Origin of the sequence: Pseudomonas neuropathica, from assembly GCF_015461835.1 — a bacterium.
Taxonomy (GTDB): domain Bacteria; phylum Pseudomonadota; class Gammaproteobacteria; order Pseudomonadales; family Pseudomonadaceae; genus Aquipseudomonas; species Aquipseudomonas neuropathica.
Window position 1 is genome coordinate 72,311 of sequence record NZ_JACOPX010000014.1, and the last position, 21,325, is coordinate 93,635.

Below are 21,325 nucleotides of genomic sequence, written 5' to 3' on the forward strand. Positions count from 1 at the left end.
CCAATCTTTCGAAACATATCCCGGCCGATCCATGGATCCAATCGACTGGCGGAATCGTCGACCGTTGCTAACCTCAACCACAGAAACGACGTCGCAAGCGATCACTGACAAGGAATGGCGCAGTGAATGTACATGGGGTTATGGGGCTGTTGGGTGTGCTCGCTGCGCCTGTCTATTCGGCGGATCTTCAGGTCGAAGTGCGCGTCGATGTGCAACGCGGCTGCCAGTTGATCGGCCAGCAGCGCAACGCCGGCATTGAGCAACTGGGCGTGCTTGATTTCGGCAGCACCGCGCGCCTCGATGACCCGGCCGGGCCTTTGAGCGCCGCGTTGATCAATCAACGCCTGCCACGGCTGGAGTGCAATCCTGACACGCCGTACCAGATGCGTGTCGACGGCGGTTTGCATGGTGGTGTCGGGGAAGTTCGCTATATGGTCGGTTCAACAGGCAGTAAACCGATTCCGTACCGCTTGTATCAGGACGCGGCGCGCCGGGTGCCGCTGGTGGTGGATGTTCCGGTCAGTGGGCGGGTGCCGGACAGCGGCACGGTGGAGTTGCCACTGTACGCGCGGATCGAGCGCCTGGCTGAGGTGCCGCAGGTCAGCCGTTATTCGGATCTGGTCAAGGTGACGGTCACCTGGTGAGCGTGGTTTCAAGGCAGCCGCTGGACGCGGGTGCGCAAGGAAGGCGTTCGATGATGAGCGCGGTGATCGAATCAGCGTAAAGGAGCAGGGACGGGCGCAATGACAGGTAAACACTGGATGGTGATGGCAGCAGTTACGCTGGCATTGCTCGCAGACGAGGCGCAAGCAGCGGTCAGCGGGCAGATCAATGCGCGGCTGATCCTGATTGCCGGCTGCGAAGTCACCAATACCAGCACACCCGACAGTCCGCTCAGTGCCTTCGGCACCCTCGACTTCGGCCTTCAGGGGCCCACCTGGAACGCGCCGATCAAGGCCAGTCTGGACGGCGACAGCAGCGGCAAACTCAACGTCGCCTGCAACCCCTCGGTCACCGGTTTCACCGTCACCATCGACGGCGGCACCCACGGTGACGGCAATACCCGGCGCCTGAGCAACGGTCGCCAGACCCTTCCTTATCAGCTGTTTGTCGATCCCTCCGGCGTCCGGAGTTACAGCATCGGCCAGCAACACAATTTCGCTGTCACCAGCGGTGCGCAGATACCCATTCCGGTATTTGGCACGGTGGTGGCGAATACCCGTGCGGTACCGGCAGGGGTCTATACCGACACCCTGACGGTGACGCTCGACTGGTAACCCCGTAGAGGACGGACACCATGCGTATGTTTGCATCAAGGATAGGTTTGTCGTTGCTTGGCCTGGCGCTGGTTTCCAGTGCCAACGCCGCCACCACGGTCACCGGCCAGATCACCTCCAGCCTGATTCTGATCAGCAGCTGTCAGGTCAACGGCGCTGGCGGTTCCACCGGGCTGAACTTCGGTGCGTTGAACTTCGGCACTGCCAACAGCCTGTTCACCACCGCCACCGGGCAGGTGTTGGGCGGTGGCGGCGGGGCGTTGTCGATTCTCTGCTCCAGCGGCACCACGCCGACGGTCAAGGTGCGTGCGGGCTCCCACGACGGAATGTCGCCGGGTGGCACGCGGGCGCTGTACGACGGCGTTGCCAATTACGTGCCGTACGACTTGTACACCGATGCCGGACATTCGCAACTGCTGGCGATTGACGGGACGATCAACCTCGCCGCCAGTACCGGTGTCGCGCAGACAGTGAACATCTACGGTCAGGCAGTGGGCAAGGCCGGTTTGCCGGCGGGGACGTACACCGACACTGTCGCTGTTGAACTGACGTTCTGATGCCATGCGCCGCCATGGCTGTGCAGCGCTACTCATGCTCTTTGCGGGCAGTGCACCGCTGCCGCTGACAGCGGCGACGAGCCAGAGCTTTCAGGTCAGTGCGACGGTCACCGCCGGGTGTCTGGTGGTGGGCGGGGTGTCGAACTATGGCGGGCTGAATTTCGGTTCGCGTTCGGCACTGGCCACCGGCACCGTGCAGGTCGCGCTGACGGGTGGGGTGCAATTGCAATGCACGCCGGGCGTGACGCTGAACATGAGCGTTGATGGCGGCCAGTACAACAACAGTGGCCGGCACATGCAGGTCAACAGCGGTAATGCGCGGGTGGCGTATGCGCTGTTTAGTGATGCGGCATACAGCCAGAGCCTGGGCATCGGCCAGAGTGTGGCGGTGGCCTACAGCGATGCGAACAACATCAGCCTGCCGATTTACGGTCAGGTGCAATTGCCGGGTAATCAGCCTGGGGGGACGTACAGCGACGTGTTGCAGGTGCAACTGTCGTGGTAAGGCGAAGTTGAATGGCCGACAAGGAGCAGGTTTATGGGGTCAGTTACGTCACGGCATTCTTTCGTGCGCTGTGCGATGTGGACGCTGGTCATGCTTGGGGCAAGTCAGGCACACGCGGCGAGTTCGGTGCTGATCTGGCCGATCGATCCGGTGCTGGAGGCTGATCAGCAGGCCAGTGCGCTGTGGCTGGAGAATCGCGGCAGTGAAACCGCCAATCTGCAGATCCGCGTGTTCGGCTGGAGCCAGAGTGGTTTCGCCGAGCAATACCAGAACCAGCGCGACGTGATCGGCAGTCCGCCGGTGGCGAAAATCGAGCCGGGGCAGAAACAACTGGTGCGCCTGACCCGGACAAAGGAGGTACCGCCGGGGCAGGAGCTGGCCTACCGGATCATCATCGACGAAATTCCTTCCGCGCAACCCGCGACTGCTGACGGCGGAAAAACAGCGGCAGCGATCCGCTTCCAGATGCGCTACTCGGTGCCGTTGTTTGCCTATGGTGCCGGGCTGTGGAGCAAGGAAGACAGCAGCCGCACGCGTGATCCCAAGGGTGTCGGCCTGCCGCAATTGAGCTGGCGCACGGTGGCCGTGGACGGCAAGCCCTATGTCGAAGTGCGTAATCAGGGCGCGGTGCATGCGCGACTGACTGACGTGGCAATCAAACAGGCAGGGCAGAGCAGACCGCTGGCCGAAGGACTCTTGGGTTACGTGCTGCCGGGGGCGGTAATGCGCTGGCCGGCACCGGGGCCGTTGGTCGGTGATTCGGCGTTGCAGGTGCGGGTGAACGGCGCGCCGCAGGTGCAGAGCATTACACCTGCCAAATGAGTGAGTCGTAGCGCAGTTATCTGTCGTCGGCTAAAGCGGTATCAGGGAGGATTCAGTCCATTGACGGACGTAAAACGTGTATGAGCCCAGGACGGGTTCGTCGTATTCAGCGTCCGGTGTGGCTCATCACCGGCGCGTGTTGCCTGATGTTCGTTCAACCATCCGGGGCCGGCGATCTGCCGCCGCCACCGAGCGGCATGGAGGCCGTGAGTGATGCACAGTTGTTTCTGGAACTGGTGGTCAACCAGATGAATACCGGACGCGTGGTGGCGGTGCAGCAGCGCGACGGGCGCTTGTTCGTGCCAGTGACCGCGTTGCGCGAGACCGGCATGAAACTGCCCGACAGCCTAGGCGCCGAGGTCGATCTCGACAGTCTGGCGGGGCTGCACAGTGATTACGACAGTGTCGGTCAGCGCCTGCTGCTGGACGTGCCGCCGGACTGGCTGCCGGAACAGTTCATCGGCAATCGCCAGGCTTACCCGCGCACCCCGGCGCTGAGCAGTTTCGGCGCGCTGTTCAACTATGACCTCTACCTCAATGACACCGACGATGCCGGCACTTATCTGGCGGCGTGGAACGAAGTGCGGCTGTTCGACAGCTGGGGCACGCTGTCCAACACGGGGCAGTACCGGCGTACGTTGTCCGGTGATTCGCTCAACACGCTGGACAATGGCTACCTGCGTTACGACACCACCTGGCGTTACTCCGACGACGAGCGAATGCTCACCTACGAGGCCGGTGACGTGATCAGCGGTGCGTTGCCGTGGAGCAGTTCGGTGCGTCTGGGTGGCGTGCAGTTTTCTCGGGATTTTGCCGTACGCCCGGATCTGGTGACGTATCCGTTGCCGCAATTTGCCGGTGAAGCGGCGGTGCCGTCCTCGGTGGATCTGTTCATCAATGGCTACAAATCCAGCAGCGCAGATTTGCAGCCGGGGCCGTACACGCTGACCAATATTCCGTTCATCAACGGTGCGGGCGAAGCCGTCGTAGTGACCACTGATGCGCTCGGTCGGCAGGTCTCGACCACGGTGCCGTTCTATGTCACCAGTACGTTGTTGCAAAAAGGCTTGAGCGATTTTTCCGTGGCGACCGGTACGTTGCGCCGCGACTATGGCTTGAAGGATTTCAGTTACGGCCCGGGTGTCACCTCCGGCAGCCTGCGTTACGGCGTCAGCGACAGTTTCACCCTGGAGAGCCACGCCGAAGCGGCCGATTCGCTGACACTGGGCGGCCTCGGCGGCAACCTGCGGCTGGGCAATTTCGGCGTACTCAATAGTGCCGTGAGCCAAAGCCGTTTCGACGGCGAGGGCGGTCACCAGGTCAGCCTGGGCTATCAGTACAGCAACCAGCGTTTCAGCTTTTCCTACCAACGCCTGCAACGCCACGATCAATATGCCGACCTGACCGTGGTCGACAGCCCCTACATCAGCCTCAGTCGACGCAGCGAACAGGCGACCCTGAGCCTTAACCTTGAGCGTTGGGGCAGCCTCGGCGCCGGTTATTTCGATGTTCGTGCGGCGGACGACTCACGCACGCGGCTGCTCAACCTCAGCTGGAGCAAACCGCTGTGGCGCAACAGCAGTTTTTACCTGTCGGCCAACCGCGAAATCGGCGACAGCAACTGGGCGGTACAGGCGCAACTGGTGATTCCGTTCGATCTGCGCGGCAGTCTGGCGATCAGCAGTGATCGCAGTAAAACCGGGCAGAGCCAGCAGCGGGTCAACTACAGTCGTGCGGTGCCGACTGAGGGCGGCGTGGGTTTCAACCTCGGCTACGCCAAGGGTGATGGCGCCGATTATCGCCAGGCCGACGTCACCTGGCGCCTGCAGTCGGTGCAGTTGCAGGCCGGTGTCTACGGCACTTCCGAGGCTGAAACCCGTTGGGCCGACGCCAGTGGTTCGCTGGTGTGGATGGACCGTCAGGTGTTCGCCGCCAACCGCATCGACGACGCGTTTGTAGTGGTCAGCACCGATGGTTTTGCCGACATTCCGGTGCGCTACGAAAACCAGCAGGTTGGTCAGACCGACAAGAACGGTCATCTGCTGGTGCCGTGGAGCAGCGCCTATTACCGCGGCAAGTATGAAATCGATCCACTGAATCTGCCGGCCAATGTGCGCAGTCCCAATGTCGAACAACGCATCGCTGTACGGCGTGGTAGCGGATATCTGCTGGAGTTTCCGCTGGCCCGAGTGATTGCTGCGAGCATCGTGCTGGTCGACGCGCAACAGCGCGAACTGCCGCTGGGTGCGGGCGTGCTGCATGAGCAGAGCGGCACACGGACGGTGGTCGGTTGGGATGGGCTGGTGTATCTGGAAAACCTGCAGGCGCAGAACTCGTTGCAAGTGACGCTGGCCGACGGCAAAACCTGTCAGGCGCAGTTCAGCGTCGATATGAATCAGGATCAGGTGCCGCTGATTGGCCCGTTGGTGTGTCAATGATGTTCAGGCGATGGCTATTGGCGCTGGCGCTGATGCTGCCGGGGGCGGTACAGGCCGCGTGCTCGGTGGTCAGCACCACACCGGCGGCGTTCGGCACGCTCAGTTCGATTGCTGTGCGCACGACGTCGCAGCCCAGTTCCACACTGAATGCGGGTTTGAGTTGCACCGGTTCGCTGCTGTCGCTGCTGACCAGTAACGACCACTTCTGGGGCACTGTGTCTTCGACGCAAGGCGGGCTGGTCGGGCCGACCGGCGATCTCATCAGCTATACGATCTATGCCAACAACAGCACCAGCTACCCGCTGACGCGCGGCACGGCCTATGACTTTGCACGCAACGGCATCATCGATGCTCTGGGCCTGCTCAATGGTACGACGCCGAAAACCGTGCCGCTCTATCTCGGTACAACCATCGGCAGCAACGTCGCCGCCGGGGTGTACACCGAGACCCTGAGCATTTTCTGGAACTGGAATTACTGCTCGGGAATCGGCATCGGTGCCATCTGCCTCGGTCGCGATATTGCCAACGGCACGACCTCGTTGACGGTGAACATGACGGTGTCCAACGACTGCACGATTACTGCGCCGAACATTGCGTTCGGCAGCGCGCCGGTGGTCAGCGCGTTCACGCCGGTGACCGGGCAAACCATCAATCTGGCCTGCACCAAAGGCAGTGCTTACACCGTGGGGTTGAGTGACGGACAGAACGCGGTGAGTGTCGGTGGCCGGCGCCGGATGATTTCCGGGAGCAATTATCTGGCCTACGACATTTTCAAAAGTGCCGGCACCACGCGCTGGGGCAGCGTCGGCGCGGCGCGGCGGGCGAGTACCGATGCCGAGGTCAATCCGGGTAACGGCTTGGGCACGGGCAGCCAGATTTTCAACTACAACGCGAAGATCTACACCGACCAGACCACGCCGCCGGCGGGCACTTATCTGGACAATGTGGTTTTGGATGTAGGTTTCTGAGCTGACACGATCCTTTGTAGGAGCTGTCGAGTGAAACGAGGCTGCGATCTTTTGATCTTGCCCTTAAGAACAAGATCAAAAGATCGCAGCGTGCCGCAGCTCCTACATAGAACAGCGGTATTTTCAGAATTGCAGTGATTGCTTGAGCTGTTGCGCCGTCGGTGTATCGACCGGGCTGACCATCGCGTAGTTATAGCCACCACCTGACCAGTACTGGGCCTGCAAATCTCCGTCACTGCGCGTGCCACGCGGCAAAAAGGTGTTCTTCGGCCCCGGCGGGCGCACGTAGAAACTCACTTTGTGGCCGCTGCCATCCTCATACATCACCATCGCCGCCGGACCTTCATCAGTGCTGAGCAAGCGTCCACTGACCGGTTCGAACCCGGCCGCTTTCAGATCGGGCAAGCGACTGGCCCGGGTGAAATAGCGGTCGAGCCAGCGCTGCATGTCGCCGGCACTCTCGACCTGGTAATCAGCCGGCAGCATGCCCTGCTGGGCAATCAGGCGATAGGCTTGCAAGGCATCGGTCATCGGCAACATGGCCGGGCGCACGAGGGTCATTTCCCGAGCCTGCCAGCCACTGAAACCGCCGACGCTGACCGCGATCAGCAACACCGCCGCACTGGCCAGATGACGACGCGACTGGCGCTGACGGCGCTGGCGGATCATCGCCGGGTCAAGCGCCGGGTTGGCCGGTTGCTGCAACGCGCCGCTGAGTGCCGCGCGCAATTGCTGGGCATCCTGCTGCCAGGCGCGAACCTGCGCCGCTTCGTCCGGGTGACTGGCCAGCCAGGTCTCCAGCACACGCCGGTCGGCGTCGCTGAGCTGGTGGTCGACATAGGCGTGCAGATCACGCTCGGTGGGAGGCAGGCTGATCATTTGAGTATCCGCAAAGAAGGGCTGCTGATTTCGCCGTCGCTGAGTTGGCGCAGGGCCTGGCGGGCGCGGGACAGGCGCGACATCACGGTGCCGATCGGGGCGCCGAGAATCTCGGCGACCTCTTTATAGGAAAGGCCTTCCACTGAAACCATGAGCAGCAGCGCGCGCTGTTCGCTGGACAGTCTGTCGAAGGCTTGCAGGGTTGACTGAGCGATAACGGTGCGCTCCACCGAAGGTTCGGCGTCGTCGCGACCGGTGAAGAATTCGAGCATTCGCGCATAACGCCGGGAGCGCCGGTGGGCGTCGAGAAACTGCCGATAGAGGATCGCGAACAGCCAGGCACGCAAGTCGCCGTCGGCGCGTTTGTCGCCCCAACTCGACAGGGCACGCTCCAGACAGGCCTGCACCAGATCGTCAGCACTGCTGCTGTTGCGCGTCAACGACACGGCAAAGCGGCGCAATCTGGGAATGATTTCTCTCAACTGTTCGTCGAATTCGCTCATGAAATTCTGCTAGTCACTACGCTGTGGACTAGGGAGACGTCCGCCGTTGGAGGTTATTCCACGTTCGGAAAAATAAATACCGTTGTGTGGAATAAACCCGGACGAGGCGCGTCTTGCTGATTCTTCCTACTTGTGGCCATTGGCCCTGGAGTCCTTCATGGTTGATCGCACCTCACCCAACGCTTCACCGCCCGGCGGGCCCCAGCGCCCGCCACTGAGTGCCGCGAGCCTGATATTGCGTCTGGGCGGCATTGCCGTGGTAGTCGCTGCGGTGGCCGGGGCGTTTGCCTACGTTCACGGTAACTTCGACCCACAGCGACTGACGCCAAAGGCGCTGGTCGATGTGCTGGAGAAGAACAATGGCGTGCATCCCGGGTTTCGTCGTAATCACGCCAAAGGCGTGTGCGTGATCGGGCATTTCGAAAGCAGTGGTGAGGCACGGGTATTCTCCACTGCGCAGGTGTTCAACGAGCCGCAGACTCCAGTGGTCGGGCGCTTTGCGCTGCCGGCGGGCAATCCCTATGCACCGGACAGCAGCGTGCCGATTCGCAGTCTGGCGTTGCGGTTCACCCAGGCCAACGGGCAGCAGTGGCGCACCGGGATGAACAGCATGCCGGTGTTCCCGGTCGGCACGCCTGAGGCGTTTTATCAATTGCAGCAGGCGCAGTCACCGGACCCGGCCACCGGCAAACCTGATCCGGCGAAGGTTCCGGCGTTCTTCGCCTCCCACCCGGAAACCGTGCCGTTTTTGACCTGGGTGAAGACAGCCAAACCGTCGGCCAGTTATGCCACCGAAACCTATAACAGCGTCAACGCGTTTTATCTGGTCGACGCCAGCGGTAAAAAACAGGCCGTGCGCTGGAGCATGACACCGTTGGCGCGCGATGCTGCGGGCGCCAGTGCGCCTGAGGGCGGCGACTTTCTCGAGAAAGATCTGGTGCAACGGTTGTCGTCTGCACCGCTGCGGTTTCAGTTGAATATCACTCTGGCCAATCCCGAGGATCCGGTGAACGACGCCAGCAAGACCTGGCCCGAGGGGCGCAAAGTGTTGAACGCCGGTACGCTGGTGCTGGAGAAGACCCAGCCGCAATTGAGCGGCGAATGCCGGGACATCAACTATGACCCGCTGGTGCTGCCGGCCGGTATTCAAGGTTCCGGCGACCCGTTGCTCGCCGCCCGTTCCGCTGGTTACGCCAATTCCTATCTGCGTCGCACCAGCGAAGTCAGCCAGTTGCCCGCTGCCAAACAGGAGGCTCGTCCATGAGCACTCAACCGACGCATTTCGCCCTGTTGGCGCGGCTGCTGCACTGGCTGATGGCGCTGATGATCATCGCCATGCTGTTTATCGGCGCCGGCATGGTCACCTCGGTGTCCGAGCGGCATGAATGGCTGATCCATCTGCACAAACCGCTGGGCATTGCGATTCTGGCGCTGGTGATCGTGCGTTTGCTGGTGCGGCTCACCACGCGCCAGCCACCGTTGCCCGCCGATCTGCCGGGCTGGCAAGTACTGGCGGCCAAGGCGTCCCATCTGCTGCTTTACGCGTTGATGCTGGTGTTGCCGTTGCTCGGTTGGGCGATGATCAGCGCTTCGGGTGAGCCGGTGATGCTCAGCACAACGCTGCAGTTACCAGCGATCGTTCCGGCCGATGCGCAGTTGTTCGCGTTATTGCGCAAGGCGCACGGTTATCTGGCCTATCTGTTGTTCCTGACGGTGCTGCTGCACTTGGCGGCGGCGCTGTTTCATGGCTGGATCCGCCGCGACGAGGTGCTCGACAGCATGTTGCGTGGTCGCGATCGCAGCTAACCCGTTTGCGTGGCGCATCGCAGCGATGCGCCATGTTTCAGGGTCAGCCACCAGTACGCCAGCGCCACTACGTTGATGCCGGCGCCGAGCAGGCACACGCCGATCCAGCCGGCCCTCGCGTACATCGCGGTCGAGCCGCGGCATAAGCTACCAAGACCTGCGTCACTACCGCGAGCAGCCCTGTCAAGGTCATGCCAAGCAGCAGCCACGCACTGTTGGGCGCCAGCGCGATCATCAACAGCGCCGCTGCCGACAGCAGGGTTTGAGTAACGATTAATCGGCGCCGATTGAGCAGATCACCGAGAGGGACCAATAGCACCAGTCCGATGCCGTAGCCGATTTGCGTCAGGGTGATGACGATGCCGATGGTCGCCGGCGACATCGCAAACGCCTCGGCCATCGCGTCCAGCAATGGCTGGGCGTAATACACATTGCCCACGGCCAGACCGCAGGCCACGGAGAAAAGCAAAACGGCACTGCTCTTTAGAGGTTTCATTTCCCGCATCCTTTTAGGTTTCAAAATAAAACCTTGAGCGCGGTATTGATTCAGGTTTTATTTTGCAACCTGATTGCGCGAGATGGCGAATGGCGGAAAGCAAAAGATCGCAGACAAGCTGCGATCTTTTACCGAACAGAGGAGGGGATCAGCGCAAGGTATCAACCATGTCAGCGATGGTCGTCAGCACGTCTTTACCCAACTGTTTGGAGCGTTTACCCGACCAGCCGGTGACGTTGTCGGGATGGTCGTCGTGATCCTTGAACGGCATTTCCAGCGTCAGCGACAGGCAGTCGTATTTCTGGCCGACGCTGTTGCACGCGAGGGTCATGTTGGCCTGGCCCGGTTCGTCGCGGGTGTAGCCGTACTTGGTCTGGAAATCTTTGGTGGTGTGTTTCAGGTGATTGCGGAAATGCTCTTCGAGCTTCTCGATACGCGGCGTGTAGCCCGGATTGCCTTCGCAGCCAGCGGTGAATACGTGAGGAATGGTTTCATCGCCATGGGCGTCCAGGAACAGATCGACACCGTACTTTTCCATTTGCTGCTGGACGAAGAGCACCTCGGGACTGATCTCCTGGCTGGCGTTCTGCCAGGCCCGGTTCAAATCCTGGCCCATGGCGTTGGTGCGCAGATGGCCATGGAACGCGCCGTCCGGATTCATATTCGGCACCAGGTACAGATCAGCATTGGCGAGCAGCTTGTTCAGCACCGGATCATCGTGCCTTTCGAGGCGCTCGATCACGCCTTCCATGAACCATTCGGCCATGTGCTCGCCGGGATGTTGCTGAGCGATGATCCAGATCTTGCGCTGGCCTTCAGCGCCAGTGCCTTTGCGCAGCAATTGAATGTCGCGACCTTCGACACTTTTACCGGTCGCCAGTAATTCGGTGCCGGCCTTGCTCAGCGCCTGCTCGATCAGCCAGTCGTGACGGCCACGGCTATAGGGTTCGAAGTAGGCGAACCAGGCATGGGTCTGCGTGGCCTCGAGGCAAAAGCGCAGGCAGTCGCCCTCGTAAATAGTCGGCACGCGGAACCAGTTGACGTGATCGTAGGACGCGACGGCCTGATAACCGGGCCAGCCCTTGCTGTACGTGGATTGGCTGGCATTGTTCAGGCGGAACCAGTGTTCCTGGCCGACATGCAGGCCGCTGGCCTTGAAGTGAAACCACTGGAAATGCGCGCTGCAAGTATCCGGACGAATGGCCAGAACCGGATTGAGTGGATTGCTGATGTCGATGACTTGGATGTTGCCGCTGTCGAAGTTGGCGCTGATGTCGAACGAAGATTTGGCCACGGTCATAATCGATTCCTGAATATGATTTTTATGGCCGTTACTGTACACGCAGGCAGGGCTGAAACCGAGGGGAATTGCGGTGTGTGGCGGGGGGGCGTCCTCCATGACGCGCAAGCAGCTTAGAGACTGTGCGATTGATTCTCAAGTGCTAATTGGCATTAGTTTGCCCCAATGTGGCCGGGCTTCGCTTGCCAACCAATATTCTTTTGATATTATCCGCGCCATCGAATTTGCAGCACCTAAAAGACTTCATTAGCCTGAAGCCATAAGCCTGAAAAACGGGCAAAAAAAAGACCCGGCAAAAAGCCGGGTCAAAAACCGTGATTAGCCTGATGAGGAGATAGTCCAGAAGACCGACCTAAGGTCTCTGGTCCATCGACTGATCTCGCGACCAGCTGCATGCAATAATAATCATTATCATTTGCAAGTCAAATGTTTTTACCTGCTCGATTGGAAAATTCTTTCCCGTCCGCCTGCACTTCCGTTTCTCAGGCTTCATCGCCATCGAGTGAATGGTCGACCATCGCCCGCGCCATATCCACCATATGCACCACTGAAAATGCCAGATCGCGACTCGCGCCTTGCAGGTTTTCGGCTGCCTTGAACGCCGTGGCTGCCGCGCAGCGCAACAGGTCCGAAGCATGCACCAGGGCTTCCTCGCCACTGAGATGGCGCCTGACATCGAAAAAACGCTCGTCGACCTCAGGTTCTGACACAGCTGGTTTCAAGTAATAGTCCAGCGCTCGTTGCGCCGCCGCATTGCCTTGGGGCGAGGTGAAGGTGGTGTCCATTTGCAGATCGGGCAAGTCTTTGCTGCTGATATTCATGATGAGGGGGCACTCCTTGGTCGATTGAAAATCCGTGCCTTCAGGATAGTACTCTGTGTAGTTGTGACGAGAATTTAAATACTACAATATGTGTTTTGCTGGCCGAAGGCGTCCACGTAAGGTGCTGCACATGGATAAATGGATTGAGTTGGTCAAGGCCAAGATGAGTGAACTCAAAATCACTCAAACAGAGCTCGGAGAGCGCGTCGGCATGTCCCAAGGCGGGATCGGCCATTGGCTGAACAAGCGTCGCGAACCCGGTATCACTGAAATGAACCGGGTGCTGCAAGCGCTGGGCATGGATTTCCTCGAGGTGGTGCTGGTGATCCGTGAACCGCAACCAACGCCTGAGGACGAGATGCCGCTGGCGCAGAAGTACAACCCGTACTTCCGTTACCCGGTCAGCGATTGGCAGACGACGTGCGAAGTGCGTGAAAGCGATCCGGCGTCCTACGACAAGGCAGCAGGCAAGCAGCGCTTCGAGTTGACGGATTACCACGCGCGCGGCCCGGCGTTCTGGTTGACGGTGACGGGAGATTCAATGACCGCACCCAGTGGCCAGAGCATTGCCGAAGGCATGCTGATTCTGGTCGACCCGGCCGCCGAAGCGCTGCCCGGTAAACTGGTGATCGCCCAGTGGCCCGAGAGTACAGAGGCGATTTTTCGCAAACTCGACGAAGAGGGCGGCCAGCGTTACCTGGTGCCGCTCAATCCGACGTGGCCGAAAGCCCTGCTGACCGATGAGTGTCGAATCATCGGTGTTGTGGTGCAGGCAACGGCGCGTTACTAGTCAGATCGATCCTCGCCAGGCGCAGGATCGATCCTCACGTTCATACTTCTTCCAGCTCAACCAAAGCGCTGCCTTCGCCAACCATTTCACCTTCCTGGCAATACAGCGCTTTGATCACCCCGGCATGCGGCGCGCGGATGCTGTGTTCCATCTTCATCGCTTCCAGCACCACCAGTTGCGCACCGGCCTCAACCGATTGCCCGGCCTCCACCAACACGCGGACAATGCTGCCGTTCATCGGCGCGGTCAGGCCGCCCTGATGACTGTGGCTGGCTTCGACGGCGCTGATCGGATCGTATGTCTCGATACGGCGCAACTCGCCTTCCCATTGCAGGTACAGCGCATCGCCCTGGCGAATCGCACGCAACGTACGACGAACGCCTTCGTGCTCGACGATAAGTGCTTCGCCGGACAGTCTGGCGTGGTCGGCAGCATTCAGCGTCAAGGCGCGATCCTGCCCCTCGCAACTCAAATGCAGGGTGATTTCCGGCGGCAGCCCAGCACGCAAACCGCTATTGACTGACCAAGGCGAAGCAGGGTCATCCTGGCGTGCGAGTTGTGGCAGGCTCTGCGCCACCGCTTGAGCCGCCGCCGCCCAGAACGCATCGCTCAGCGTGCCCGGTGCAGGCAGCAATTGCTCCTGGTAACGCGGAATAAACCCGGTATCCAGTTCCGCCGCCGCGAACGCCGGGTGCGCAATGATCCGCCGCAAGAAGTTGATGTTGGTTTTCAAACCGCCAATCGCAAACTCGTCGAGCATGCTCAACAAGCGCAATCGAGCCTGTTCACGATCCTCGCCCCAGGCAATCAGCTTGCCGAGCATCGGGTCGTAGAACGGCGAAATTTCATCGCCTTCTTCAACCCCGCTATCCACCCGGCGCCCTGGCCCTTCGGCCGATTCGCGATACAACGCCAGACGTCCGGTCGCCGGCAGGAAGTCATTCGCAGGATCCTCGGCGTACAAGCGCACTTCAATCGCATGGCCATTCAACGGCACTTGTTCCTGAGTGATCGGCAGTGCTTCACCACGAGCGACGCGGATTTGCCAGGCGACCAGATCCAGGCCAGTGATGGCTTCTGTCACCGGGTGCTCGACCTGCAACCGCGTGTTCATCTCCATAAAGAAGAATTCACCGCGCGCATCCAGCAGGAACTCCACCGTACCGGCGCCGACGTAACCGATCGCCTGTGCCGAACGCACCGCTGCTTCACCCATCGCCCGCCGCAGTTGCGTGGACAGACCGGGTGCCGGCGCTTCTTCGACGACTTTCTGATGGCGCCGTTGAATTGAGCAATCCCGTTCATTGAGGTACAGGCAGTTGCCATGCTGATCGGCGAACACCTGGATTTCCACGTGACGTGGCTTGAGCAAGTATTTCTCCACCAGCATGCGCGAATCGCCGAACGACGACTGCGCTTCACGCTGAGCCGATGCGAGGGCTTCGGCCAACTGGCTGACGTCCTCGACCACTTTCATGCCTTTGCCACCACCGCCGGCCGTGGCTTTGAGCAGCACTGGATAACCGATGCGTTCGCAGGCATCGCGGAAGGTGTCGAGGTCCTGCGCTTCGCCGTGATAACCCGGCACCAGTGGCACACCGGCGGTTTCCATCAGCGCTTTGGCGGCGGACTTGCTGCCCATGGCATCGATGGCCGAGGCGGGCGGGCCGAGGAAAATCAGCCCGGCCGCTTCGATGGCACGAGCGAACCCGGCGTTTTCCGAGAGAAAACCGTAACCCGGATGAATCGCCTGCGCGCCACTGGCCTTGGCCGCTGCGATCAGTTTGTCGATTTGCAGATAACTGTCGGCGGCTTTGCTGCCGCCCAGGTCCACGCGAATATCCGCTTCCCGGCTGTGCCGCGCCTCACGGTCGGTGGCGCTGTGCACGGCGACCGTGGCCAGGCCCAAGGCTTTGGCGGTGCGCATCACGCGGCAGGCGATTTCGCCACGGTTGGCCACCAGCAGGGTGGTGAGAACAGGTGCGCTCATCAACGCGGCTCCTTGGTGGTGGTTGCGGCTTGCCAGCTCGGCGGACGTTTTTGCAGAAAGGCGCGCAAGCCTTCCTGACCTTCAGGGCTGACGCGGATACGGGCGATGGCATTTTCGGTGTAGCGGCGCAGCGCCGGGGTCAGCGCGCCGTTACCGACTTCACGCAGCAAATCCTTGCTGGCACGCATGGCGGCGGGGCTGTTGAGCAGTAAATTGTTGATCCATTGTTCGACTTGCTGATCAAGTTCTGCCGCTGGATAGCTCTCGGACAATAAACCGATTTCCCGCGCACGTTGTCCGCCGAAACGCTCGGCGGTCAGCGCATATCGACGCGCAGCGCGTTCGCCGATGGCTTGCACCACGAACGGACTGATCACCGCCGGCGCCAGACCGATGCGCACTTCCGACAGGCAAAACTGCGCGTCATCGGCGCCAATCGCCATGTCACAGCAACTGATCAGCCCCAACGCGCCACCGAACGCCGCGCCTTGCACCACGGCCACTGTGGGGATCTTCAGCTTAGCGAGGTTGTACATCAGCTCTGCCAGTTCACGGGCGTCGTCGAGGTTGGTGTGGTAATCGAGTTCGGCCGATTGCTGCATCCACGCCAGATCAGCACCGGCACTGAAGTGCTTGCCACGACCACGCACCAGCAGGAAACGCAGGCTGGCGTCGCTGGCGACTTTGTCCAGCGCGAGGATCAGCTCGCGGATCATCTCGGCGTTGAAGGCGTTGTTCTTTTCCGCGCGGTTGAGCCACAGTGTCGCGAAGCCGCGTGGGTCGCTTTGCAGTTCGAGGGTGTTGAAATCGCTCATGAGATTCTCCCGATCACATCCGGAACACGCCGAAGCGGCTCGGTTCGATAGGCGCGTTCAGCGACGCGGACAAGGCCAAGGCCAGTACATCGCGGGTTTGAGCGGGGTCAATGACGCCGTCGTCCCACAGCCGTGCGCTGGAATAGTAGGGGTGACCCTGCTCTTCATACTGGTCGAGGATCGGTTGCTTGATCTCGGCTTCCTGCTCGGCACTGAAACCCTGGCCACTGCGTTCAGCCTGTTCGCGTTTGACCTGCACCAACACGCCCGCCGCCTGCTCGGCGCCCATCACGCCGATCCGCGCGTTCGGCCACATCCACAGGAAGCGCGGATCGTAAGCGCGCCCGCACATGCCGTAGTTACCGGCGCCGAAGCTGCCGCCGATGATTACGGTGAATTTTGGCACTTTCGCGCAAGCCACGGCCGTGACCAGTTTCGCGCCATGTTTGGCGATGCCGCCGGCCTCGTATTTCTGGCCGACCATGAAGCCGGTGATGTTCTGCAAAAACAGCAGCGGAATGCCGCGCTGGCAGGCCAGTTCGATGAAGTGCGCGCCTTTCTGTGCGGCTTCGGCGAAGAGGATGCCGTTGTTCGCCAGAATCGCGATCGGGTAGCCGTGCAGATGCGCAAAGCCACACACCAGCGTGCTGCCGAACAAAGCCTTGAATTCATCGAACACCGAACCGTCGACCAGTCGCGCAATCACTTCGCGCACGTCGAACGGCTGCTTAGCGTCGGCTGAAACCACGCCGTACAACTCGTCGCTGGCGTACAGCGGCGCAATCGGCGCGCGTTGCTGCACGTCACCGAGCTTGCGCCAGTTGAGGTTGGCAACGCTGCGGCGGGCGAGGGCGAGGGCGTGTTCGTCGCTCTCGGCGTAATGGTCGGCGACCCCGGAAATCTTGCAGTGCACATCGGCACCGCCCAAGTCTTCGGCGCTGACCACTTCACCGGTCGCGGCCTTCACCAGCGGCGGCCCGGCGAGGAAAATCGTCGCCTGATTGCGCACCATGATCGCTTCGTCCGCCATCGCCGGTACATAGGCGCCGCCGGCAGTGCACGAGCCCATGACCACAGCGATCTGCGGAATGCCCATCGCGCTCATGTTGGCCTGGTTGAAGAAGATCCGCCCGAAGTGCTCACGATCCGGAAACACTTCGTCCTGACGCGGCAGGTTGGCGCCGCCCGAATCGACCAGATAGATACACGGCAGACGATTCTGTTGCGCGATGGTTTGTGCGCGTAGATGTTTTTTCACGGTCAGCGGGTAGTACGAACCGCCCTTAACCGTCGCGTCGTTGGCGACGATCATGCATTCGACGCCTTCAACCCGGCCGATCCCGGCAATCACACCGGCGGCCGGCACGTCTTCGCCATACACCGCGTGGGCGGCCAATTGGCTGATTTCCAGAAATGGCGAACCCGGATCAAGCAAGCGGTTGATGCGTTCACGAGGCAACAGTTTGCCGCGTGAGGTGTGGCGTTCCTGGGCTTTCGCGCCGCCACCCTGCGCCACTTGGGCGAGCAGGGTGTGCAGGGCGTCGACCTGTTTGAGCATCGCCGCGCTGTTGGCGACGAACTCCGCTGAACGAGGGTTGAGCTGAGTGTGCAGGGTAGCCATGGCCAGCTCCGTTTAGCGGGTTTCGTTGAACAGTTCGCGACCGATCAGCATGCGACGGATCTCACTGGTACCGGCGCCGATTTCGTACAGCTTGGCGTCACGCAGCAAGCGGCCCGCCGGGAATTCGTTGATGTAACCGTTACCGCCGAGAATCTGGATCGCGTCGAGGGCCATTTGCGTGGCGCGCTCGGCGGTGTAGAGGATTACCCCGGCGGCATCCTTGCGGGTAGTTTCGCCGCGCTCGCAGGCCTGGGCCACGGCGTAGAGGTAGGCGCGACTGGCGTTGAGCTGGGTGTACATGTCGGCCACTTTGCCCTGGATCAGCTGGAACTCGCCGATGCTCTGGCCGAACTGTTTGCGGTCGTGGATGTATGGAACGATCAGGTCCATGCACGATTGCATGATCCCGGTCGGGCCGCCGGAGAGCACGACGCGTTCGTAATCGAGGCCGCTCATCAACACTTTGACGCCGCCGTTGAGCGCGCCGAGGATGTTTTCTTCCGGCACTTCGACGTCATCGAAAAACAGCTCGCAGGTGTTGGAGCCGCGCATGCCGAGCTTGTCGAATTTGTTGCTGCGGCTGAAGCCTTTCCAGTCGCGTTCGACGATGAACGCGGTGATGCCGTGCGGGCCTTTTTCCAGATCGGTCTTGGCGTAGATCACGTAGGTGTTGGCGTCTGGGCCGTTGGTGATCCAGGTCTTGCTGCCGTTGAGCACGAAACGGTCACCGCGTTTGTCGGCGCGCAGTTTCATCGAGACCACGTCGGAACCGGCGTTCGGCTCGCTCATGGCGAGGGCGCCGACGTGTTCGCCGCTGATCAGCTTCGGCAGGTATTGGGTTTTTTGTTCGTGGTTGCCGTTGCGGTTGATCTGGTTGACGCAAAGGTTGGAGTGCGCGCCGTAAGACAACGCCACCGAGGCCGAACCACGGCTGATTTCTTCCATCGCCACCACATGCGCCAGGTAACCCAGACCCGCGCCGCCGTACTCTTCCGGCACGGTGATGCCGAGCAGGCCCATGTCACCGAATTTGCGCCACATGTCGGCGGGGAACAGGTTGTCGCTGTCGATCTGCGCGGCGCGCGGAGCGATCTCCTTGGCGACGAATGACTGAACCTGATCGCGCAGCATGTCGATGGTTTCACCGAGGGCGAAGTTCAGGGAGGGATAGCTCATGGGTCACCTTTTGGCTTTTTTGTAGGGTGGGGAGGGCGGTTACTCAGCTCTCACCTTTACGTTAACGTAAGCCTGCGCTGGATGGCTGTCAATCACCCTTTACGTTAACGTCAACTTGAGCGAGAGTAGGCGCAGTTCAAGATTGAAAGCTGATTAGTTTTTGTAGGAGTGAGCCCGCTCGCGATGGCGTCGTGTCAGTCGACGTAAATGGTGACAGTAGGATCGAGATCGCGAGCAGGCTCACTCCTACAAGTGACCGTCGGCAACCCATAAATAAAGACAATAGGGGGTCGTCATGGATCAACCCAGTGCAAACCCGCAGCGCAGCTATACCCGTGGTTCTCAGGACAAAGCCTTGCTGGCGATGACCATCGGGCAGAAGTTCGATCAGACGGTCGCGCAGTACCCGGACGGCGAAGCGCTCGTCGTGCGCCATCAGCAGTTGCGTTACTCCTGGCGACAACTGGCCGATGCGGTGGACCTGCACGCCAGAGCGCTGCTCGCCCTGGGTTTGCAGGCCGGCGATCGCCTCGGTATCTGGGCGCCGAATTGCACGCAGTGGTGTATCACCCAAGTTGCTACGGCAAAAATCGGCGTGATCCTGGTCAACATCAACCCGGCCTATCGCAGTTCCGAACTCGAATACGTGCTCAAGCAATCCGGCTGCCAATGGCTGGTCTGCGCGGGGGCGTTCAAGTCCTCCAACTACCACGCCATGTTGCAAGGGTTGGTGCCGGAACTGGCCGAGCAATCCATCGGCCAACTGCGCAGCGAACGCCTCCCCGAACTGCGCGGGGTAATCAGCCTTGACGCGCAACCACCGTCAGGTTTTCTGCCGTGGTCGCAACTGGCCGATCTGGCTACCAGCATTTCTCCTGATCAACTGCGCGAACGCAGCGACAGCCTGCACTTCGATCAACCGGTGAACATCCAGTACACCTCCGGCACTACCGGGTTCCCTAAAGGCGCAACCCTCAGCCACTACAACATCCTCAATAACGGCTACATGGTCGGTGAAAGCATCGGCCTGACCCCGCGCGATCGTCTGGTGATCCCGGTGCCGCTTTACCACTGCTTCGGCATGGTCATGGGCAACCTCGGCTGCATCACCCACGGCAGCACGATGATTTACCCCAGCGATGCCTTCGACCCGTTGCTGACCCTGCAAACCGTCGCCGAGGAAAACGCCACCGGTCTGTACGGCGTACCGACCATGTTCATCGCCATGCTCGATCAGCCACAACGCGCAGAGTTCGACCTGTCGAGCCTGCGTACCGGGATCATGGCCGGTGCGACGTGCCCGATCGAAGTGATGCGCCGGGTCATCAGCGAGATGCACATGAGCGAAGTGCAGATTGCTTACGGCATGACGGAAACCAGCCCGGTGTCACTGCAGACCGGGCCGACCGATGAGCTGGAATTGCGCGTGACCACCGTCGGCCGCACCCAGCCACAGCTGGAAAGCAAGATCATCGACGAAGCCGGCAACCTCGTGACGCGCGGCACTATCGGCGAACTGTGCACCCGTGGCTACAGCGTGATGCTCGGTTACTGGAACAATCCGCAAGCCACCGCCGAAGCCATCGATGACGCGGGCTGGATGCACACCGGCGACCTGGCGAGCATGAACGAGGAGGGTTACGTCAACATCGCCGGACGCAACAAGGACATGATCATTCGTGGCGGCGAGAATATTTACCCGCGTGAGCTGGAAGAGTTTTTCTTCACCCATCCGGCGGTGGCGGACGTGCAGGTGATCGGCATTCCGTGCTCGCGTTACGGTGAGGAGATTGTTGCCTGGATCAAATTCCACCCCGGCCACAGCGCCTCGGAGCTGGAGCTGCAAACCTGGTGCAAGGAACGTATCGCGCATTTCAAGACGCCACGGCATTTCAAGTTCGTTGAAGAGTTTCCGATGACGGTGACGGGCAAGATCCAGAAATTCAAAATGCGAGAGATCAGTATCGAAGAGCTACGCGAAAAGCACGCCTGACACAAAACCCCTGTAGGAGTGAGCCTGCTCGCGATAGCGGTGTACCAGTCAATATTTTCATCGACTGACACGACGCTATCGCGAGCAGGCTCACTCCTACAAGGGATATGTGTTGGAAAGAGGAATCACAGAAAGCACAAAGGGGAGCCGAAGCTCCCCTTTAATTTTGTCGTCGCGTGCTCTTTTTTATTATTGAGGGTCGGTCTGTTGTTGTTTTTGGCAACCGTGGCCCTTTACCGCTGTTTTTGGCGACCCCCATCCGGGGTCAAGAGCAAACGTATTTTTTTGAGCGCTGATCTACTTTCTCGCTAAGCGATCCAACCGATTCGGGGGCTACCTGAAGGTAGTTTTATTGTTCTCTGCCCGGTTGCGGGTCACTCCTGAGAGCACCCTGAAAAGCACACCTTCTCCAAAAAAATCTGTTAGCTGCGTCTCTGCCGTGTTGTTTTTGTTATGTCAGAGTCGGTACGTCTTATTTTTATTGGTTTGCTGCTTTTTATTCTTGTTATGCCATAGAGATAGCAGAAGCCGTGCCAACTTTTGAAAATCCTTATAAATCAATGCTTTG

Annotated in this window: 19 protein-coding genes and 1 pseudogene; 11 read left to right on the forward strand and 9 right to left on the reverse strand. The window is 60.4% G+C overall.

Annotated elements, in window-relative coordinates; translation table 11 throughout:
• Window positions 1–140 precede the first annotated feature (140 nt).
• The 7 genes from H8F23_RS20705 to H8F23_RS20735 all read left to right on the forward strand — a co-directional run bounded on the left by H8F23_RS20705 (window position 141) and on the right by H8F23_RS20735 (window position 6,567).
• Complete coding sequence (locus tag H8F23_RS20705; protein ID WP_194935681.1) at window positions 141–644, forward strand: Csu type fimbrial protein; 504 nt, start codon at window positions 141–143, stop codon at window positions 642–644.
• Between the two features lie 99 nt (window positions 645–743).
• Entirely contained in the window at window positions 744–1,277 is a 534-nt protein-coding gene (locus H8F23_RS20710; protein WP_194935611.1) for a Csu type fimbrial protein, read from the forward strand.
• A gap of 20 nt (window positions 1,278–1,297) precedes the next feature.
• Entirely contained in the window at window positions 1,298–1,834 is a 537-nt protein-coding gene (locus tag H8F23_RS20715) for a Csu type fimbrial protein (RefSeq protein ID WP_064389251.1), read from the forward strand.
• A gap of 4 nt (window positions 1,835–1,838) precedes the next feature.
• Entirely contained in the window at window positions 1,839–2,339 is a 501-nt protein-coding gene (locus H8F23_RS20720) for a Csu type fimbrial protein (protein WP_194935612.1), read from the forward strand.
• A gap of 33 nt (window positions 2,340–2,372) precedes the next feature.
• Complete coding sequence (locus H8F23_RS20725; RefSeq protein ID WP_194935613.1) at window positions 2,373–3,161, forward strand: fimbrial biogenesis chaperone; 789 nt, start codon at window positions 2,373–2,375, stop codon at window positions 3,159–3,161.
• Window positions 3,162–3,241: 80 nt separating this feature from the next.
• Window positions 3,242–5,599, forward strand: a complete 2,358-nt coding sequence (locus tag H8F23_RS20730; protein ID WP_194935614.1) for a fimbria/pilus outer membrane usher protein — start codon at window positions 3,242–3,244, stop codon at window positions 5,597–5,599.
• A complete protein-coding gene (locus H8F23_RS20735) occupies window positions 5,596–6,567 on the forward strand; it encodes a Csu type fimbrial protein (protein ID WP_194935615.1) in 972 nt (323 codons plus the stop codon). Before H8F23_RS20730 ends, H8F23_RS20735 begins: the two co-directional genes overlap by 4 nt.
• 123 nt (window positions 6,568–6,690) lie before the next feature.
• On the opposite strand, the gene H8F23_RS20740 is transcribed toward H8F23_RS20735, so the two are convergent.
• Both H8F23_RS20740 and H8F23_RS20745 read right to left on the reverse strand, forming a co-directional pair.
• Complete coding sequence (locus H8F23_RS20740) at window positions 6,691–7,446, reverse strand: anti-sigma factor family protein (protein WP_194935616.1); 756 nt, start codon at window positions 7,444–7,446, stop codon at window positions 6,691–6,693.
• Window positions 7,443–7,949, reverse strand: a complete 507-nt coding sequence (locus tag H8F23_RS20745) for an RNA polymerase sigma factor (RefSeq protein WP_194935617.1) — start codon at window positions 7,947–7,949, stop codon at window positions 7,443–7,445. Before H8F23_RS20745 ends, H8F23_RS20740 begins: the two co-directional genes overlap by 4 nt.
• Window positions 7,950–8,106: 157 nt before the next feature.
• Between H8F23_RS20745 and H8F23_RS20750 the strand changes: the two genes are divergently transcribed.
• Complete coding sequence (locus H8F23_RS20750; protein WP_194935618.1) at window positions 8,107–9,213, forward strand: catalase family peroxidase; 1,107 nt, start codon at window positions 8,107–8,109, stop codon at window positions 9,211–9,213.
• Window positions 9,210–9,755, forward strand: coding sequence for a cytochrome b (locus H8F23_RS28930; protein ID WP_228759314.1), 546 nt, complete (start codon window positions 9,210–9,212; stop codon window positions 9,753–9,755). The genes H8F23_RS20750 and H8F23_RS28930 overlap by 4 nt, the downstream gene beginning before the upstream one ends.
• A 136-nt stretch (window positions 9,756–9,891) precedes the next feature.
• On the opposite strand, the pseudogene H8F23_RS28935 reads toward H8F23_RS28930, so the two are convergent.
• From H8F23_RS28935 to H8F23_RS20765, 3 genes and pseudogenes are all read right to left on the reverse strand, one after another.
• Window positions 9,892–10,251 (reverse strand): annotated as a pseudogene (locus tag H8F23_RS28935) (MFS transporter); the annotation flags it as partial.
• 148 nt (window positions 10,252–10,399) lie between these two features.
• A complete protein-coding gene (locus tag H8F23_RS20760) occupies window positions 10,400–11,551 on the reverse strand; it encodes a M14 family metallopeptidase (protein ID WP_194935619.1) in 1,152 nt (383 codons plus the stop codon).
• Between the two features lie 482 nt (window positions 11,552–12,033).
• Entirely contained in the window at window positions 12,034–12,372 is a 339-nt protein-coding gene (locus H8F23_RS20765) for a DUF6124 family protein (protein ID WP_093434137.1), read from the reverse strand.
• 130 nt (window positions 12,373–12,502) lie between these two features.
• Between H8F23_RS20765 and H8F23_RS20770 the strand changes: the two genes are divergently transcribed.
• Window positions 12,503–13,162 (forward strand): LexA family protein, encoded by a 660-nt coding sequence (locus tag H8F23_RS20770; protein ID WP_194935620.1) that lies wholly within the window; start codon window positions 12,503–12,505, stop codon window positions 13,160–13,162.
• Window positions 13,163–13,202: 40 nt separating this feature from the next.
• Here H8F23_RS20770 and H8F23_RS20775 read toward each other — a convergent pair whose 3' ends face one another.
• The 4 genes from H8F23_RS20775 to H8F23_RS20790 are packed head-to-tail and all read right to left on the reverse strand — an operon-like array spanning window position 13,203 to window position 18,764.
• Window positions 13,203–15,152, reverse strand: coding sequence for an acetyl/propionyl/methylcrotonyl-CoA carboxylase subunit alpha (locus tag H8F23_RS20775; RefSeq protein WP_194935621.1), 1,950 nt, complete (start codon window positions 15,150–15,152; stop codon window positions 13,203–13,205).
• Complete coding sequence (locus tag H8F23_RS20780; RefSeq protein WP_099756674.1) at window positions 15,152–15,967, reverse strand: gamma-carboxygeranoyl-CoA hydratase; 816 nt, start codon at window positions 15,965–15,967, stop codon at window positions 15,152–15,154. Before H8F23_RS20780 ends, H8F23_RS20775 begins: the two co-directional genes overlap by 1 nt.
• Window positions 15,968–15,980: 13 nt before the next feature.
• Window positions 15,981–17,588 carry a carboxyl transferase domain-containing protein gene (locus H8F23_RS20785; RefSeq protein ID WP_194935622.1) on the reverse strand — a complete coding sequence of 536 codons (1,608 nt, stop codon included), beginning with the start codon at window positions 17,586–17,588 and terminating at the stop codon, window positions 15,981–15,983.
• 12 nt (window positions 17,589–17,600) lie between these two features.
• Complete coding sequence (locus tag H8F23_RS20790; protein ID WP_194935623.1) at window positions 17,601–18,764, reverse strand: isovaleryl-CoA dehydrogenase; 1,164 nt, start codon at window positions 18,762–18,764, stop codon at window positions 17,601–17,603.
• 295 nt (window positions 18,765–19,059) lie between these two features.
• Between H8F23_RS20790 and H8F23_RS20795 the strand changes: the two genes are divergently transcribed.
• On the forward strand, window positions 19,060–20,757 hold the full coding sequence (locus tag H8F23_RS20795) for an AMP-binding protein (RefSeq protein WP_194935624.1): 1,698 nt from the start codon (window positions 19,060–19,062) through the stop codon (window positions 20,755–20,757).
• Window positions 20,758–21,325 lie beyond the last annotated feature (568 nt).

Bases quoted from the DNA above. Each gene is read 5' to 3' on its own strand.
- H8F23_RS20705 (WP_194935681.1), top strand. From the start codon at position 141: ATGGGGCTGTTGGGTGTGCTCGCTGCGCCTGTCTATTCGGCGGATCTT.
- H8F23_RS20710 (WP_194935611.1), top strand. From the start codon at position 744: ATGACAGGTAAACACTGGATGGTGATGGCAGCAGTTACGCTGGCATTG.
- H8F23_RS20715 (WP_064389251.1), top strand. From the start codon at position 1,298: ATGCGTATGTTTGCATCAAGGATAGGTTTGTCGTTGCTTGGCCTGGCG.
- H8F23_RS20720 (WP_194935612.1), top strand. From the start codon at position 1,839: ATGCGCCGCCATGGCTGTGCAGCGCTACTCATGCTCTTTGCGGGCAGT.
- H8F23_RS20725 (WP_194935613.1), top strand. From the start codon at position 2,373: ATGGGGTCAGTTACGTCACGGCATTCTTTCGTGCGCTGTGCGATGTGG.
- H8F23_RS20730 (WP_194935614.1), top strand. From the start codon at position 3,242: ATGAGCCCAGGACGGGTTCGTCGTATTCAGCGTCCGGTGTGGCTCATC.
- H8F23_RS20735 (WP_194935615.1), top strand. From the start codon at position 5,596: ATGATGTTCAGGCGATGGCTATTGGCGCTGGCGCTGATGCTGCCGGGG.
- H8F23_RS20740 (WP_194935616.1), bottom strand. From the start codon at position 7,446: ATGATCAGCCTGCCTCCCACCGAGCGTGATCTGCACGCCTATGTCGAC.
- H8F23_RS20745 (WP_194935617.1), bottom strand. From the start codon at position 7,949: ATGAGCGAATTCGACGAACAGTTGAGAGAAATCATTCCCAGATTGCGC.
- H8F23_RS20750 (WP_194935618.1), top strand. From the start codon at position 8,107: ATGGTTGATCGCACCTCACCCAACGCTTCACCGCCCGGCGGGCCCCAG.
- H8F23_RS28930 (WP_228759314.1), top strand. From the start codon at position 9,210: ATGAGCACTCAACCGACGCATTTCGCCCTGTTGGCGCGGCTGCTGCAC.
- H8F23_RS20760 (WP_194935619.1), bottom strand. From the start codon at position 11,551: ATGACCGTGGCCAAATCTTCGTTCGACATCAGCGCCAACTTCGACAGC.
- H8F23_RS20765 (WP_093434137.1), bottom strand. From the start codon at position 12,372: ATGAATATCAGCAGCAAAGACTTGCCCGATCTGCAAATGGACACCACC.
- H8F23_RS20770 (WP_194935620.1), top strand. From the start codon at position 12,503: ATGGATAAATGGATTGAGTTGGTCAAGGCCAAGATGAGTGAACTCAAA.
- H8F23_RS20775 (WP_194935621.1), bottom strand. From the start codon at position 15,152: ATGAGCGCACCTGTTCTCACCACCCTGCTGGTGGCCAACCGTGGCGAA.
- H8F23_RS20780 (WP_099756674.1), bottom strand. From the start codon at position 15,967: ATGAGCGATTTCAACACCCTCGAACTGCAAAGCGACCCACGCGGCTTC.
- H8F23_RS20785 (WP_194935622.1), bottom strand. From the start codon at position 17,588: ATGGCTACCCTGCACACTCAGCTCAACCCTCGTTCAGCGGAGTTCGTC.
- H8F23_RS20790 (WP_194935623.1), bottom strand. From the start codon at position 18,764: ATGAGCTATCCCTCCCTGAACTTCGCCCTCGGTGAAACCATCGACATG.
- H8F23_RS20795 (WP_194935624.1), top strand. From the start codon at position 19,060: ATGGATCAACCCAGTGCAAACCCGCAGCGCAGCTATACCCGTGGTTCT.